Genomic DNA, 15,360 nt, shown 5'->3' with positions numbered 1-15,360 from the left:
ATTAGCTAGGTACTACAGGGCCGTTAGTAAGCTCTGCTTTTATTTGTGCCTCAACCTCACTAAGCCATTTTTGAAGGTCATCTTCTGTTTTAATCATGGGCTTATTAATTCGGCTATACCTTACTTTTGGAGTAAGTTCGCTAATTGCATCTTTTAACAGAGCACTAAACTTACCCGGTAGGGCAGATATGCGGTCACTCCATTGTTCAAAGCTGGTTTCATCAACAGCGTCATATACTGCAGCTGTGCTTGATAAGTCAACAGTAGGGATGTTTAACAATTTACGTTCAGCAAGTAGTGCTTGTTGTTTATCCTGGGAGATTTCCGCCCAGTTTTCATCGTCATTTAAGTCGAGAAGGCAAGTGTTAAACTCGTTTTCGTATTCAGTAAGTTTAGCCGTTATCTGATCCCTTAATGCATTTGCAGCTTGGCTAAGTAAAGGTGGTACTGGGTTTGGGTCGTCTAATAAGTTACGATTATTAATAATAGCTTGATGCTGTTGCTCTAAGTTTTTATAAACAGCTAAATTTTTACAGTAATGAATGGCTGTTTTAAGCTCTGAGTATTGATTGATACGCACTTTAGCTAAATCGGCTTGTTCTTGCCATTGATTAAAATGGTTTAGGATTTCGTCTTTTGAGTCGAATGCGTGTTGTAACTGCTCGTTACCATCGTATATTTCTAAGTTGGTAAGGATTGTGGTACTAGGTGCTAAAGGCAATGGAGCTTCACCACCTGCACTTCGCGCAATATGCTTGGCATTTTGAATTGCTAACTTTAGCTTACTGTGTTCTTCGCCTGTACTACAATTTTGCCCTTCAGGTAGCAGGGCATTAATTAAACCACGGATCTTAATAATCTGTACTTTGTTTAATGTAACGCTTTCTGGGCGGAATTTAGTTTGGGTAACAGAAGAGCGAACTAAGCTTTTGGCATCAATAGAATTCTCTTGTCCGTCATTGGCTTTTAACACGCCTGCGGCTAGCATGGCATACAAAGCTCCTTCAATAGTGTCTTTACCCCAACCATAAGGAGCATTATCGAATTGTTCAATAATTTCTCTACCAGTTTTCATTACGCCAATATAGCGTTTGATTTCGGCGCAAACAGGGTGCTTTTCAGCTTCATCGTTATAGCCAATCGCCTCAAGTGCATTTGCATCGCCCTGAGTACTTGCTCGCTCATATACTTTAGCCCAACCTTTATTATCAGCCATTTTGAATTTATGATAAAGGCGTTGGCAAGCTAGCTCTCCGGCATGTTGTACTTGTTCGTAAAGGGAATCACCCTCTACTTCTTGACCGCCAGCCATGCGTACTTGAATCGACTCAAAAATCTCATTAAGTAATCGTTTTTTGGTATTTTCGGCACTACGCAAACGTGTTTCCATTGCTTGTCGTGCATCTTTACCAGCATCTGTTGTGGCTCTGCCTCTTACTTCTAGAGTGTTTTCAGCGGCTTTAAATTCAACTATTGCTTTTTGTAGTTCGCTTCGGTAACTATTAGGAACATAAACGAAAATAGTTGAACTATCTGAATCGGCTCCACGAGATTCATCATCAAATTCACGCTTGCTTTGCTCTGGAGCCCATATTGAAATGCGTTTATTTGCATCTGCAGGTAATACCAAATCAAAAATAACGCTAGGAGGGCGAGAAACAGCGACTTCACCTTGTGTTATACGTACTTTTGCTACTTGCTTGCGAATATAACTTTGTATTTCTTTACTACGGTAAGCGTCTAATGTTTGCTGGTTTCCTAGTAAGTCATTCTCTTGGTTTCTAAATTCATCGTACCAAGCTTGGCTTTCTAGTGTTTGTAAATTATAAATACGGCCTTCGTCAGTATCGCGCGCCATAATTTCGTGTTCATCTTCAAGCACTTTAAGCATTTTAGGCACTAGTGGCCGTAATTCATGTTTGCCAGTAGTTAAGTTTTCTAATAAAAGATCAGCTAGTGCTTCTTCAGTAGCATAAATACCAAGCTGTTTTTCTTCAGGCAGTTTGCCAATAAGTAAAATAAGTGAGAGTAAGCGAGCTTGAAGTTGTTGCTCAGCATTACCTGACATTTTTCCACCAATTGTTTCATGAATACTTTTAGATATAACGCCAGCCTGTAACAGGCTAGTTGCAATCTGTTGATAAATGAAATCAGCAGGTACTATATAACCAAGAGGTTGGTTTGCATTTTGTTTCAGTGCATCGTGGACAATTCTTAATTGGTTACGTAACTGTGAGCCAGTGCCTGTTCTATCTAATGCAGGGAGTACTTCTTCCCAAAAACGACGACGGACTGGTAATAGTGGATAATCGGCAACAATATTTTTCTCATCATCACGCCTATGTGCTATCTTACTGCCACCCAGGTGACGAGTTATTTCACCCAAATTATCGTTAAGTAAGTTTGAAATATTTGGCTTAGCTGATTCTTTTTTAAGTAAAATAACCTTTCGTATTACTTCGTCTACATCTGTATCAGCAAGCTGAACTGGGACTTGAAAACGTCCAAGCAGTTTCATTAATAAAGCGCTACTATTTAATGCACTTTGTCCTGTGGCAACAAATAGTAATTTTGATTTTAGTTGACTCGCTTTACAGCACTTTTCAACAATTTCTTGAACCTCATAAACACGTTTTTCGTAGTCTTGTGCCAAAAACTGTTGTAACTCATCTAAGACAATGAGCGTAAGAGGCATCTCGTTATTACGAGATAACGCATCAACAATTGCTGATATCATTTCGTCTAGTGAAACTTCTGTTTTTTCGGGGAATTGGGCTAATAATAAATCTGATATGTTATCTAGCGTTTTATTGCCTGGTAGGTGTTGAGATAACGCTTCAGCTATAAGTTCTGAAATATAAAAGTCTTTTAATTCTTCTCGCCATGAATCTTGAGCATCATCGTTTTGTTCAACAAACTCTCTTACTTGTTGATATATACCTTTGCTTTTAAGCCACATAACAAACTGTGCTAAATGGTATTGTTCTGGTAGGCCCGCAGATTTAAAAATTAGTCCTAATAATGTAAGACGGACGTTGCTTGTGCCAGAGCCTAATGTTCCAGATACAGCATGAAGACCACCATAATTATTCGCTACTTGAGTTAACTCATCTAGGGATTTACCAATTTTTTCAGGTAAGTCTGTGTAACTTCTAGCTGTTTTACCAGCCTCTATTTCATTATTAGTCCAAAGTGTTCTTATCATTTTTGCTAAATGAGATTTACCTGAACCATAAAAGCCACTGATCCAAACGCCTGGCTGTTCATTTGTTTTTTTATCAGGTTTATCAGGTTTATCAGGCTTATCAGGCTCATTTGTTTCCAAGTTACTGAGGAATGCATCTAATATTGCTTGAAAGCCTTTTTCATAAGCACCTGTACATACAAAGGTTTCTAATTCGTAAATAAGAGTTTGATATGACTCATTTGATGTATCGTCGTTTACAGTTGCTACTCCGTTGTTAGCTAACCGTTTTTTCAGTGGATCATTATGAAAAATTTCATGTAACATTTTATTGTTCCTTAATTTGAAATTGTAGTGGCTTGGTAGCCCCAACCATCTGTTGCATCTAATAACCTGAATACATTATCTATTTTTTCGCCAGGGAAGAATAATACTACTCGACCAGTAACGCGTTTGCTGATGGCTTTAAGTAAGTCGGATATAGATAAAAAACCAAATAGTGTGCCGCAACTAGATAAACAGAGTACGTCTTTTTCTGTATGAGAGGGTTCTATATTCGTTATAATTTGCTCGACTAAATCTTCAAAAAAATAGCTGTATTTAGTTTTTAGAAGTCCAGGCCGCTTAAAGTATGGCGTTATTCTTTTTTGATTCATCATCCAATTAGGAAAGGCGTCGCTTAGATCGTAATGTTGCCAACCATGTTGATGAGTTTTAGTAGCTAGCTCAAACTCTCCCAAACGAGCTTGCAATTTGAGCTCATCAGCTTTGTCATATACGACTATTACTGCTCGTTCTTCAGCAGAAAGTAGCTGATTCCATTGTATGCTTATGTGACTTTCATAACTTTCTAGTAGCTTTGATATTCGATCAGCCATGTTCAGAGCTCCGGTAATGTAATGTCAGGAAACGAAATCTCAATAACATCACCGGCATGCTTATACTTTATAAGGCCTCTTAATGATGCCATGTAAGCTAAATCGTATAGTGTGTTCATATCTTGGCAAAGCATTTGACACCAGAAACTGTCGAATAATCGTTGACCACTGTATCCATTGCAATGTCCTAAAAAAAGCGAGTATGCAACATTAACGAAACTAACAAGCGGAATTTCACGATACTTTTTATTTTTACCTGATAAATAACCAGCCTGTGTCCACGTACCATTAATATTTTGGGCAAATGATTTTAATGATGCCGAGCTAAAACGCATGGGATCGTCTTTAGCTAAAAATGTTTCCATTGTTTCTCTGGGTAAATGTTCGCCGATTTCTAACTGTTGGATTACTTGAACGGAAGAACGCAGCAATGGATCTCTTGCAACAGCAAGCTGAAGTGCAAGCAAAGCCTGAGAGTCCTCTTTAATTTCCCACCAACTTCTTAATACACTAAATAAAGTTATATTTTTGTCTAGTGTATATAGGTCAATAAGATGCCTATATGTTAATAAACGCGACTTTTCTGTTGGTTTATGTAATATATTGAAATTTACAATATCTTCTCGGTAATCTTCTTGTGTTGCAGCTTCATCACGGGAAAAAAGTAATAATTTAAGATCTTCGATCATCATACTTCTAGCTGAGTGAGCGCCATTTTTACCAAATTTGAAGCCTATTTGGCTAAGTGTGTTTTCTTCAACCATGTTCATTCCTGATAGCCTGGGGCTATCTCAATATCTTTAAGATTAAGCTGTGATTTATTGCTCAAATGCAGCTGGTAAGTATTACAGTTTAATATGCCTTTATCTGTACAGTCTACATTCCACTGCCTAAGCAAATAACCAAGTAGAGCGGCTCTTATTTCTAATTTTAATTGCCCATTTTCCATTGCGTAATCAAGCTCTATTGCTTTTGGATATTGTAGCTTTGGATGCGGGGTTAAAATTATATCGTATATGGTCTGCCATTGGGTGTCTTTATCTGCGGATTCTTCAGGTTTAATGAGTGACAGCAGTATTTTTGGACATTCAATACGGGTGGTAACAAAATCTCTAAACTGTTGCTTGGTTCTATCAAAAGCTCGTACATGCCAGCGAGTACCATTATTTACAATAGAGTGGGGTACCAATAGCTTTGAAGTAGTGCCTGAGGTTAGTGATGTATATTGGCACTCAATAGCGAGCTTAGACGTAATAGCACGCATAAGAGTCGCGATTACTTCACTATTTGGGTGTATCAAGCGCGTTGCATCTTGGCAGTAACTACTAGGCTGAATATTACTTGATAAGCCATCACCAAAACCACGGCATAAGGCGCTGAGAATACTCTCAGCGTTGTGTTCGAAAAGGGGTTTAAAGCTTTCTAAGCGGTGGTAGCTTTTAGTTGTATGACTCAATAATAGATTTTTGGGTGCAAGTTCTTTATATGATGAAAAATCACGAGTACACGCGGCTAAGCCAGTTTTGAAACGCTGAATTAAATCAGCTCTTGCAACTTGGCCAAAGTACTGCAGATTAAAATCTATGAACGCTAAGCGTTCCCTCTGCGCATGTGTGAGTGCATCCAATGCGGTACTAGTCATAAATATACTAAATCATTATTTTGTAGTAACTATATCAGGCAAAGTTAAAGATGCAATCAAAATGAGTTAATGTGGTGTGTTTCTTAAATAACTACAATAAACATTTGACATTAAATGTTTTAGCAATTAAATTGCGTTTTAAGGGCAGAGGCTTACCTGCGGTTTGTAATGTACTTCTTACAAAACAAAGCACTCGAATCGTTTTCAGATAACACCTACGATATACACTTCATTCTTGGACTTAGTAGCCAGAAGTACGCCGTTTAAAATATACAACGGGGCTTTAACTATTTTTTAAGGTTATAGAATGAAAAACAATACCTCAGTTCCAACTACATACATCCCTCTAGAAAAATTTCATATACTGCCTTTAACTGGTTTAACACCAGAGAACTTAAAATACTCAGCTAAAAAAATTATTAAAGACAGAGAAAAAATATCTCCTACCACAAGGCTTAATATACTAGCTAAAAGCCTCGGTATTAAGGGTGGTTTTGCTAACTACGCAAATGAGTTTGAAGAAAAGATTAAGCCATTCATGGTAAAGCATAACTTGCATAAACGAGTTAATTTACTTGAGCATAAATGCCGTGGAATGCAACTAGGCTACACACAATTTACCCACCAGCAAGTATCTGAGAGGCTGTTTTACTCAAAAGGGCAGATGCCGAATAAGTTATTTACTGGGCACGACTTCGATTTTTCAGGTGTTTTAACCTGGGATATGCTAGAGCTAAATACCGCACTTGAGGTTGATAGTGATTGGGAAAGTATAATTACCAACGATATTCATTTAAAGGTTTTCAGTGATGGCTATGACATAACTCAATTAAATGAGCGTCAACAGCAGCTTTTATCCCAAGGGCTATCAGCAAAAGTAGCTTTTAAGGTGGTCGATAAATCAAGCCTACCAAGTTTCATAGACCTTATCACTGATGATAAAGCTCAAGACGCTACTCCAACTGCAGTTAAACATAGAGAGTTAGTAACTACTGCTGCAGAACTAATATTAGTTAAGAATCACAATACTGTATCCAGTTGTTATAACTTACTCGGGGACAATCTTTGTGATACGTATTGTTATGGCCCTGATTCAGAGGTAGAAGTTTATTTTGAAGAGGGAACGCTACAATCTGAAATTCAATCAATAAAAAACAAATGGAGTTTTTTTCAAATGCATTAAATGAGTGGCTTCAGGCTAGTGATTGTGGATGGGTTAATGTAATACCTTACAACGAAAATCTTATTTTCCTTTCTGACAATAGTGGCAACTATGACTTTTTAATTAAAAACCAAAGAGATAAGGTTTTTTCACATCAGATATATGGTGATTATCTAAAACGAGCTGATATACCAAGCTTTATTGAAGACTATCGATTTAAGCGTTGGGAGTACTTTAACTATAAAGGTAATCGTGAATTAGGCAGCCACTTAGCAGAGCAACATTACTATGCTAATGGCGGTTTAACTAAAAATTACCCTGGGCAACATGTAATATTACAAAATTATTATGAAGTGTCTGGTGATTATATTACTGAAAGCCGCAGCTCGAATAAGCGCTTACATGGCTTTAAAAAGATTAAGCTAGCCGAGAAAGAGCTAATGGTTTCAGAGCTTATAACCATAGATGAAATAAATGATTTTTTACATAAAAACCATGAATATTTTGCTACCAGAAAGGGTGACTCGTTACCCCCATTAAATAGTGAGTGTTATAAAGGTTTAGCTGCTACATGTACTTTTTATGATGTGCTGGCTTATATTAGCTGGGCAGAAAAAGAAACAAACGTTCCACTAAGATTACTAGCTTACGACGAGTACTTAGCTGTCAGAGATAATGAAGTTGGAAAAAGTGCACACTCTAATAAAGGCAGTGATATGACCTTTCATACACCTGACGGTAGGCAGTACCCCGGGCACCCACCATATATGAATGAGAGTGACTTTGATGCTTTGACATTACGGTTTCCTGAGAATTTAACTAATTTTGAAAAAAATGGGTTGGAATTTATAGACTCGAACTTTTTTGCAGAATGGCTTTTGGAAGGCGTAAGTATTCGTTCAGCAAGTTTAACCTCTTTTTATGGCGACGCTAATGTATTAAGGGCATCTGGTCCGCGAGATTGTACAGGTAAATATAAAGGCATAAAAACAGGCTTTAGACTTTGCTATGAATTAAGCAAGTAGGCTTTATTAAAGCTACCCCGCTATGGGGTAGCACTTTAAGCTGCAGTACTTGCAGTGTCTCTTTTCCCAATTTTTTCGCTTATCCATTCTTCAACTTCACTTTCTACCCAGGCTACAGAGTTGCCACCTAGCTCGACCTTCATTGGAAATCCACCAGCGCTCATAAAGCGATAAACAGTTGAACGGCTTAAGCCTGTGATATGTAAAACTTCTTTTAATTTGATTAAACGCATGGGATTTCTCCGGTTAGGTTATTAGTACATATCCTTTCCGGAGGTAGTAATTTTTTACTGAGGCGAAACAAAAACGTTAAGCACATACATCACTATTTTGCATAAACCATTAAGAGGGGATAACAATGCAAAATAACAAGTCACTATACGAATTTGATCACCCTGTAAGTGATGAACAAATACTTGAAGCTGCTGCTTACATAATCGCTCAAAAGCAATTTAGGCATGGGGCTTTAACATGTCCGAAAGACAGTGAAGAATATTTAAGGCATAAGTTGGCGTTGATTGAGCATGAGGTGTTTGCCGTTCTGTTCTTGGATAGCCAAAACCGCATACTTGAATATAAAGAGTTATTTAGGGGGACTATTAACGCAGCAAGCGTATACCCACGAGAAGTGGTTAAAGAAGTATTAGCGCTAAATGCAGCATCTGTAATACTTGCGCATAACCATCCTTCGGGTGTTAGCACGCCCTCACAAGCTGACAAGCTTATTACTACCAAATTACAGCAAGCACTTAACCTTATTGATGTTTCGATAGTTGATCACATCATCATTGGTGAAACCAGTTATTCATTTGCTGAACATGGCTTAATTTAAAGGGAGTAGGTTATGGCTATTAAAATAGAACAAGTAGCAGGTTTGAATGTACCTGAGTCATTTATTGATGTGATTATAAATGCCATCACTAAAAAAGATGAGTCGATAGGGAATACGAGTGAGTTAACTATTAATTTCCGTGATAAAAACTACAGTGCTAAAGCTGGTGGCTTTCATCCAGTCGAGGTCAGGCTAGAAAAGCGGGGTATTGGTTGGATGCTTGTATATATTACTGATTTTTCATACCAGGGCCGACCTGATTCTGAATTAGTAAAAGAGATTGATGTTTGCTTTGTGATTAAACGTGTATATCACATGCTGGTGGGCTGGTTGAGTGAACGAGAGGGCAAGGAGCTTTTAGCCTTGTTTGTGACTAACTTTGTTGAGTATTACAACACAGGTTGCTACCAAGTAACTATTACAACAGAGTAAGGAGTTGGCTATGGCTGAAGTACAAGCGATTAAGGACCTTGATACAGTTAAGTTAATTAGTTACTTGCTCGAAAAACGTTGCTCTAAGCAAATGAGCCATATTTGGAATATAGGATTGAACCTAGCATTGCGTATATCTGATTTATTGTCTGTTAAATTTACGGATATACAAAACGATAGGTTAATTATATTTGAGAGTAAAACAGGCAAGCTAGCAGAGATTAAGTTAAATCAGAAAGCATTAGCGTTTATCCATGAAGTACGTGTCACTCACCCCAACCATGTTTACTTATTTCAATCGTATCGTAATCAACAAGCTAAAAGTTCAAGACCACGGCCCTTATCACGCAGGGCTGTTACCAGAGCATTTGCGCTGGTGGGTGAAGAGCTTAATTTAAAGTTAGGTACTCACTCAATGCGTAAAACACGAGGTTACCACCTCTATCATAAAACCCAAGATATCGCCCGTGTAATGAAAATGCTTCGCCATAGCTCGGAAGCAACAACACTGCGTTACATTGGAATAACCCAGGAGGAAATTGATAAAGACTTTGAAGAGTTAGAGCTATAAATTTATTACATATAATAGGAGTAAGTTTGTTATGTCGTTAGAAAAAGCCGTTACATGCGGTGTAGTAGGAAATGAAGTCTCTAAACAGATAACCGGTAGTAGTGAGCCGTCACTCAGTCGAACAGCCATTGCTGTAAGCTCTGGTGCTGTAGCAGGAGCTGCTGTATCTGGTGCGATAGTAGTTGGGTTAGGTGTGGCATCTACACCTGTTACGGTGCCATTGGCTGTTGCTAGTGGCTTGCTGGCTGGAGTAGCGAGTTTATTTGATTAGAAGTAAACAAAGAACGCATTTATGCAGTGCGTTCTTTTTTTGCTTTTGTAGCGTAAATAGCGCTTCTCGTAATGCTATTTTGGGAACTTGCCAGCCCTTATATACTAAGGGCGTAGGCTTATTTAGCTAGTTGAAGGTCTCAATAGCGCGTTAGAACTAATTATGAGAAGCACAGGTCTTAATTAGAATGTCACCTCTGACTATAACCAAAACAACGCTGCCCTAAACCATATTGTTTCGTATTAAGCTTTGCTAAATAACTAGCTCGTCTATAAAGACTGCTGTAATCCGCTGTAAAATTTGTATTGTTAGCGTCAAGGTAGTAGTGCGCATTTTTTGGTAAATGCACAAGCCGTAGCGCTTCATTAAAAGGTAAACTTAAAGCACTAGCCCATGCAGCTGTAATTCTAGTAAATAAATTGTCATTACCGATGTCAATCTTACCTGTGCAGTGATACCTATCCTTATTGAAAAGTAGTACCCAATGATAATGCTGTTTATGTGCAGTGTTTTTCTCTCTTGCCCAAATAAAACGAACACTAGAAGGGTGTGGGTTTTTACCTTCGCGCTTTTTACGTATCGCATCAGCTTTAATCTGTGCTGTAAGTGATGCAATAAAACGAGTACAAACATCATTGCTATTTAAATCAACTGTATTTGAATAATCAGGTAACCTTAAGTCAACTCTTACTGCAAAGGTTCTTTTATGTTCTGTGATAGCGTTATCCATTACTTTTTGAATAGCATCTAGGTAGGGTCTAATTAACGGCTGTTTTTTTCTTGCTAGTACGTTGTACTCATTATATGAAGAACATTTAATTATTTGGTACTGTGTTGGGTTTTTCATTCTCTTTCTCCTGATAAGTATTAGTTCATATCAGGTGTATGAGTTGTAGTTTTTTAATTTGTATTTGTTGTAATAATGACTCAGTTACTAGTAACTCTAATATATATTACCAAACCGAAATTTATACTAATAAAACCAGCTCAGTTTGTGGTGGTTAATTTCATGAGCACATTACAGAGATGCTGTTTAGCGTATTCATAATTGCTCTGAAGTTATGACTGTCTTATAAAAATGCGCAAAGGAATCCGGGACGCATTGAAAAACGGGGTGTTGACCAGATTCTAAAGCCGATTTAGGGTCTCTAAAATCTACGTTCATATTGGTAATTTTGACTTTATCGCTAAAATCGATAGTAGAAGAAATAACTAAATTTTCTATTGAAAAAACACCTGAAAACTTAACTTTGGTAGGGGTTCTTATGAGCTCTATATCAATATTTTTATTTGGACAAGTCAAGCTAGTTACCCATGAAAAGTACTCTTGTTTACTAGGGGTAATAGGAAGGTTCACATCACATCTATTTAGATAGAAGGTAAATAAAATATAATGAATGAGTATGTTCGCGAAACTTCCTATTAGCTCAGAGGTTAAACGCCCCTGAATAGCTGTCATGAACTCAAAGCTTGCAGGACTTAAAATCTGATTGAATGCATCTTCTTCTGAAATAGGATTAAGTTCATACTCCTTCCTAGTAAGTAAGCGTGATAAGCCGTAAGAAACTAGCTTAAACAACACATCGTCGAAGTAATCAAAAACTTGAGTTGGCTGTTGCCTTAAAAATTGAATTTCATCATTTTGTTTGGTATCACTATCTAACCATGTATTGTCGAAATGAAGTAACTCTACAAAAATTGAATCGTTTTTGAGATGTTTTTCCATTAGTAATGAAAAGAATATGGTTGTGAATGAATTCAATTTTCTTTTCCTGTTTGAGGGTAATGTTATTAAATAAATTGCATATGTTTCTTTATTGTTTAGTTTAAATGTTGAACTACGTTTTAAATTATTAGCTTCACTACCTACTAAGCCTTTTCTTACTTTTGGCTTTACACTGTGATATTTTTTTATCGTACATCCTGTTACTGACTGGCTTATTAAGTTTTCATTTTTAAGTAGCTTTATAGCCGTTTTTAGCTGAGTAGATTCTAACCCACATGCTGTAGCTATATTTGCCATTGTAAAGCCTTCTATATAGCCAAATTCATTTTGGTTTAACACGAAGAAGCACCATAGTATTTTTATAGGCACTCTTAAATCTTTACCCTCTATTTTTGCAAGTATTTCGCTAGATATTAATTTACTAATTTCATTGGGTGTATCGTAGATAAAATTATAATAGATCTTAGGCCTTCCCCGATTAGACTGTTTAACTTTATGCTCTGAAATGGCATCGATATTTAGTAGTTCATCTACAACTTTATTGAATTTATTGTATGGACATTCTCGTTTAATGAAGTCAGTTTTAGATAATTCATCTCCAATAGTTTTATCCACAATTAAACAAATTAAAACCCATTTTGAATATGCTGATAGGCTAGCTGTTGAAGTGAAAAACTTATTCATTTAATTACCGTGCGCTATAATTTTTGTAGATATAGTAGCCAGTTTATCTATTTAATAACAGTAAAACAGGGTGTTTTTTTGTCATTAAAATATGGGGATATAATTTAATCTCAATTAGAGGTTGTTTAGAGTTTTAGTTTATTTAAAAAATCTAATTGAGTAGCTAACTGAGATTTTAACTTAGCGTCTAAGGGAGTTAACTGGAATTTTGATGTGAGCATTGATAAATATCTAACTTGGATTTTAGCTGGTGTCTAATTGCACCTCTTAATAAGAAGGGGTTTAGTTTCTGACTGCAAAGTAGTTGCTTATAGATTAGTGTTGGATTATTGTTTTTGATAACAGCAACAAACATTAAAGCACAGGGAAGAACTAATGACAGATTGGATTGATAGCAAGAATATTTTGAAGTGGGTCAAGGAAGATAATGAAGATTTGCGCAACTGGCTAGCATATCGATTTTCAAACTATGCTGAATATTTTAAATCTGAAAATGCTTCATTAAATGGCTTCATTAGATATGAAGTTAAAGGGTGCAGTTCTAATAAGGATACTCAAAAAGTCGAGGTGCAAAGGCTGCATAAAGCTTGGAAAAGCTATGAAAGAGGCTTAAAGAATGCATCTAATAAAGTGTGTAAACTTCAGTTAGAAGTGTCTAAGTCAGCACGAGATAAACTTAAGGTTTTAAGTAATGCAGATAAAATATCTCAATCTAAATACATTGAAAAGCTAATAAATTACGCTAGAACAAATCCTAAACTGATCTCTAACGATACAACGGTGAAGGATGCATATGTTTTAAAAAAGAGATCGTATAGCGACGATAACTCGGAGAACAAGGTAATAAACGATAAGTTATCAATGATTGATGATAAAATAACTAGGCTATTGGATACATGGGGCGAGTAGATTGAACACCACGTTTCTTTCTGATATTTAGGAGTTTTTTTTATAGTATTCCTATTAGTATTACAGGTGCTTATAGTTTTCCGTTTTTATCATTTTAAATCAGTTGCTTACGGTGTTTAGGTGAATCCCTCTCCCTCCACCATTATTCAATATCAGGACGTCTTATGACGTCCTTTTTTGTGCCTGAAATAAAATTATATATGTTATTAAAAGCCAGTGGGTTAATCCAACTGGCTTTTTTGTCTTATTATTTAACCGTAGTTAATACTATTAACGGCGTACGTCTTTTGGTGCGCCGCCTTCAGGCCAGTCGTTTGCTTTAGCGGCAAATGCTGGGCGTGCTAGGTGGCTAAAGTAAAATGCAATATCAACGGCTTCTTGGTCAGTTAAAATACCTTCTTGGCCAAGTGGCATGTTGCCTTTTATAAATGCAGCGGCGGTATAAGTACGTGCCATACCTGCGCCGTCGTTAAATGAGTTGTCGCCTGCTACTGCTGGGAACATATAAGTGCCACTAGGGTATAAACCTTTGGCGTCCATTTGATGGCAGCTTGCACAGTGCTGTGCATACAATGTTTTACCATTTTCTGTGTTTGGCTCTAGGTCTTTATTAATTGCTATAAAACCATTATTACTTTTTAAGTCATCTTTCGTTTTTATATCTTGCGATAAAAAGTTCATGTAGCTGACCATAGCTTGCATTTGTGTAGAGTCGGTTATTAATGGTTGGCCGTTCATTGAGCGTTGAAAACAGCCATTAATACGATCTTCAATAGTGTTTATTTTAGCATTACGGCTACGAAACTTAGGATAAACCACGTTCATACCTACATAAGGGGCTGCGTTAGCTACGCGGCCTTCGTTTAGGTGGCAAGAACTACAGTTTAGTTTGTTATTAACGTTTTCGGGTAATTGGCGGTAGGTATCGATAACTAATAAACGCCCGTAACGAATTAAATCAGATTCAGGGCTATTATCTAAATCGTTAATATTTGGCGTTGATAAGGTGTTTGGGTGGCTTGCTGATAGGTTAGTAATTACTGGCGCATTGCTTAGCGCTTTTTGTATATCTGATTGTGGTTCGGCCGTTGCTTTTGTAGTAATGCTAGTTGCATTTTGGCTGGTTGCTTTTTCAACAGCAGTGGTTTTAGCGGTTGTTTGTTTAGCTGGTTCAGGTACTGGCTCAGAGCAAGCAAATAGCGCTAAGATAGCGCTTAAAATAGTAATGAGACGGAGTTGAAACATAATTTGACCCTAGGGTATAAAAGTGTGTGGATTATACGCCTGAAAAACCATTTTCCTATTGCTTTAAATCGGTTTGCCGACGTTATTTGGCTAAAAGTTAGCGATTAAAAAAACCATAATTTATTGTATTTAAAAATATAGTTAATAATTATTTAAAATGTATATTTTATTTTAATTTTTAGGGCGTGTTGGTCATTAATAGTTACAATATTATGCTATTTAGCGGGCGATTTAATTGGACGGAAATTTATAGCTTAGTAATATAAAGCGAGGATTTAATAAGGGCCGCAATTGCAAAGGGGCTGTATAAAACAGTAAAACCATTATTGTGAGCATGGCTTTACTGTTTTGAGGGAAAGTGCTTAATATTTTTTCTTTGGCATTTTTAATTGTGTATCAAACTCATCCGGAAACAGTATAGTGCCGTCGTCGTCTTCGGTTGGAAAAACGGCAATAAGTAAGTCGTCGTCTTCTAAGCCGGGTGTCCAGCGGTTTATCCAATCTTGTGTGGGAATAGCTTTAGGCGTACAACCTTCCCATTCGCCAGTGGCCCATGCTTGTGCAAACTCGCGAGTTGGCCATACGGGTACGCAGTCGTCATCTTCGTTGGTGAGCATAACGCAGCCATCGTCATCGTTTAAAATCCATACTTGTTTAAATTGCTGTGTGGTTTCAAACATAAAAGCGAGTCGTTTTTTGGCACCAAGGCCTAAAATTACGTCGTGTTGTTCTGTGTTATTTGCTGTTGTCATAATTTGCTTACTCTAAGTTTATGGCTTGGTATTAAGTGTAAGTATAT

Annotated in this window: 16 protein-coding genes; 7 read left to right on the top strand and 9 right to left on the bottom strand. The window is 37.0% G+C overall.

From position 1 onward, the window contains the following. Window position 1: 1 nt before the first annotated feature. The 4 genes from brxC to PNIG_RS10715 are packed head-to-tail and all read right to left on the bottom strand — an operon-like array spanning window position 2 to window position 5,704. A complete protein-coding gene (gene brxC / locus PNIG_RS10730; RefSeq protein WP_089368479.1) occupies window positions 2-3,511 on the bottom strand; it encodes a BREX system P-loop protein BrxC in 3,510 nt (1,169 codons plus the stop codon). Window positions 3,512-3,522: 11 nt separating this feature from the next. Next, window positions 3,523-4,062 carry a BREX protein BrxB domain-containing protein gene (locus tag PNIG_RS10725; RefSeq protein WP_089368478.1) on the bottom strand — a complete coding sequence of 180 codons (540 nt, stop codon included), beginning with the start codon at window positions 4,060-4,062 and terminating at the stop codon, window positions 3,523-3,525. 2 nt (window positions 4,063-4,064) lie between these two features. Then, window positions 4,065-4,826, bottom strand: coding sequence for a hypothetical protein (locus tag PNIG_RS10720; protein WP_089368477.1), 762 nt, complete (start codon window positions 4,824-4,826; stop codon window positions 4,065-4,067). A gap of 2 nt (window positions 4,827-4,828) precedes the next feature. Continuing rightward, a complete protein-coding gene (locus tag PNIG_RS10715; protein ID WP_089368476.1) occupies window positions 4,829-5,704 on the bottom strand; it encodes a BrxR family transcriptional regulator in 876 nt (291 codons plus the stop codon). Between the two features lie 307 nt (window positions 5,705-6,011). Here PNIG_RS10715 and PNIG_RS10710 point away from each other — a divergent pair, with 307 nt between their 5' ends. Then, window positions 6,012-6,887 (top strand): hypothetical protein, encoded by an 876-nt coding sequence (locus PNIG_RS10710; protein WP_089368475.1) that lies wholly within the window; start codon window positions 6,012-6,014, stop codon window positions 6,885-6,887. Further along, window positions 6,863-7,891 (top strand): hypothetical protein, encoded by a 1,029-nt coding sequence (locus PNIG_RS10705; protein WP_089368474.1) that lies wholly within the window; start codon window positions 6,863-6,865, stop codon window positions 7,889-7,891. The genes PNIG_RS10710 and PNIG_RS10705 overlap by 25 nt, the downstream gene beginning before the upstream one ends. A 35-nt stretch (window positions 7,892-7,926) precedes the next feature. Here the strand turns inward: PNIG_RS10705 and PNIG_RS10700 are convergent, their stop codons facing one another. Next, window positions 7,927-8,124: a helix-turn-helix transcriptional regulator gene (locus PNIG_RS10700; RefSeq protein WP_010557263.1), complete on the bottom strand. Its 198-nt coding sequence runs from the start codon at window positions 8,122-8,124 to the stop codon at window positions 7,927-7,929. 125 nt (window positions 8,125-8,249) lie between these two features. Here PNIG_RS10700 and radC point away from each other — a divergent pair, with 125 nt between their 5' ends. The 4 genes from radC to PNIG_RS10680 are packed head-to-tail and all read left to right on the top strand — an operon-like array spanning window position 8,250 to window position 9,997. Then, the gene (gene radC, locus PNIG_RS10695) at window positions 8,250-8,723 is read left to right on the top strand and encodes a RadC family protein (protein ID WP_010557264.1); all 474 of its coding nucleotides are present in this window, start codon (window positions 8,250-8,252) and stop codon (window positions 8,721-8,723) included. A gap of 12 nt (window positions 8,724-8,735) precedes the next feature. Beyond that, window positions 8,736-9,155, top strand: a complete 420-nt coding sequence (locus PNIG_RS10690) for a DUF2787 domain-containing protein (protein ID WP_089368473.1) — start codon at window positions 8,736-8,738, stop codon at window positions 9,153-9,155. 10 nt (window positions 9,156-9,165) lie between these two features. After that, window positions 9,166-9,726: a tyrosine-type recombinase/integrase gene (locus PNIG_RS10685; RefSeq protein WP_089368472.1), complete on the top strand. Its 561-nt coding sequence runs from the start codon at window positions 9,166-9,168 to the stop codon at window positions 9,724-9,726. Between the two features lie 31 nt (window positions 9,727-9,757). Beyond that, complete coding sequence (locus PNIG_RS10680; RefSeq protein ID WP_089368471.1) at window positions 9,758-9,997, top strand: hypothetical protein; 240 nt, start codon at window positions 9,758-9,760, stop codon at window positions 9,995-9,997. A 190-nt stretch (window positions 9,998-10,187) separates the two neighbouring features. On the opposite strand, the gene PNIG_RS10675 is transcribed toward PNIG_RS10680, so the two are convergent. Both PNIG_RS10675 and PNIG_RS10670 read right to left on the bottom strand, forming a co-directional pair. Then, window positions 10,188-10,844, bottom strand: coding sequence for an inovirus Gp2 family protein (locus PNIG_RS10675; protein ID WP_089368470.1), 657 nt, complete (start codon window positions 10,842-10,844; stop codon window positions 10,188-10,190). Window positions 10,845-11,039: 195 nt separating this feature from the next. After that, a complete protein-coding gene (locus PNIG_RS10670; RefSeq protein ID WP_089368469.1) occupies window positions 11,040-12,407 on the bottom strand; it encodes a hypothetical protein in 1,368 nt (455 codons plus the stop codon). Window positions 12,408-12,782: 375 nt separating this feature from the next. Between PNIG_RS10670 and PNIG_RS10665 the strand changes: the two genes are divergently transcribed. Then, window positions 12,783-13,316, top strand: a complete 534-nt coding sequence (locus PNIG_RS10665) for a hypothetical protein (RefSeq protein ID WP_089368468.1) — start codon at window positions 12,783-12,785, stop codon at window positions 13,314-13,316. 270 nt (window positions 13,317-13,586) lie between these two features. Here PNIG_RS10665 and PNIG_RS10660 read toward each other — a convergent pair whose 3' ends face one another. Both PNIG_RS10660 and PNIG_RS10655 read right to left on the bottom strand, forming a co-directional pair. Next, window positions 13,587-14,561, bottom strand: a complete 975-nt coding sequence (locus tag PNIG_RS10660; protein WP_244181033.1) for a c-type cytochrome — start codon at window positions 14,559-14,561, stop codon at window positions 13,587-13,589. A gap of 362 nt (window positions 14,562-14,923) precedes the next feature. After that, window positions 14,924-15,313, bottom strand: a complete 390-nt coding sequence (locus tag PNIG_RS10655; RefSeq protein WP_011328538.1) for a DUF2750 domain-containing protein — start codon at window positions 15,311-15,313, stop codon at window positions 14,924-14,926. Window positions 15,314-15,360 lie beyond the last annotated feature (47 nt).

The organism is Pseudoalteromonas nigrifaciens (genome assembly GCF_002221505.1).
GTDB lineage: Bacteria > Pseudomonadota > Gammaproteobacteria > Enterobacterales > Alteromonadaceae > Pseudoalteromonas > Pseudoalteromonas nigrifaciens.
This window is presented reverse-complemented; position numbering and strand designations above follow the sequence as displayed.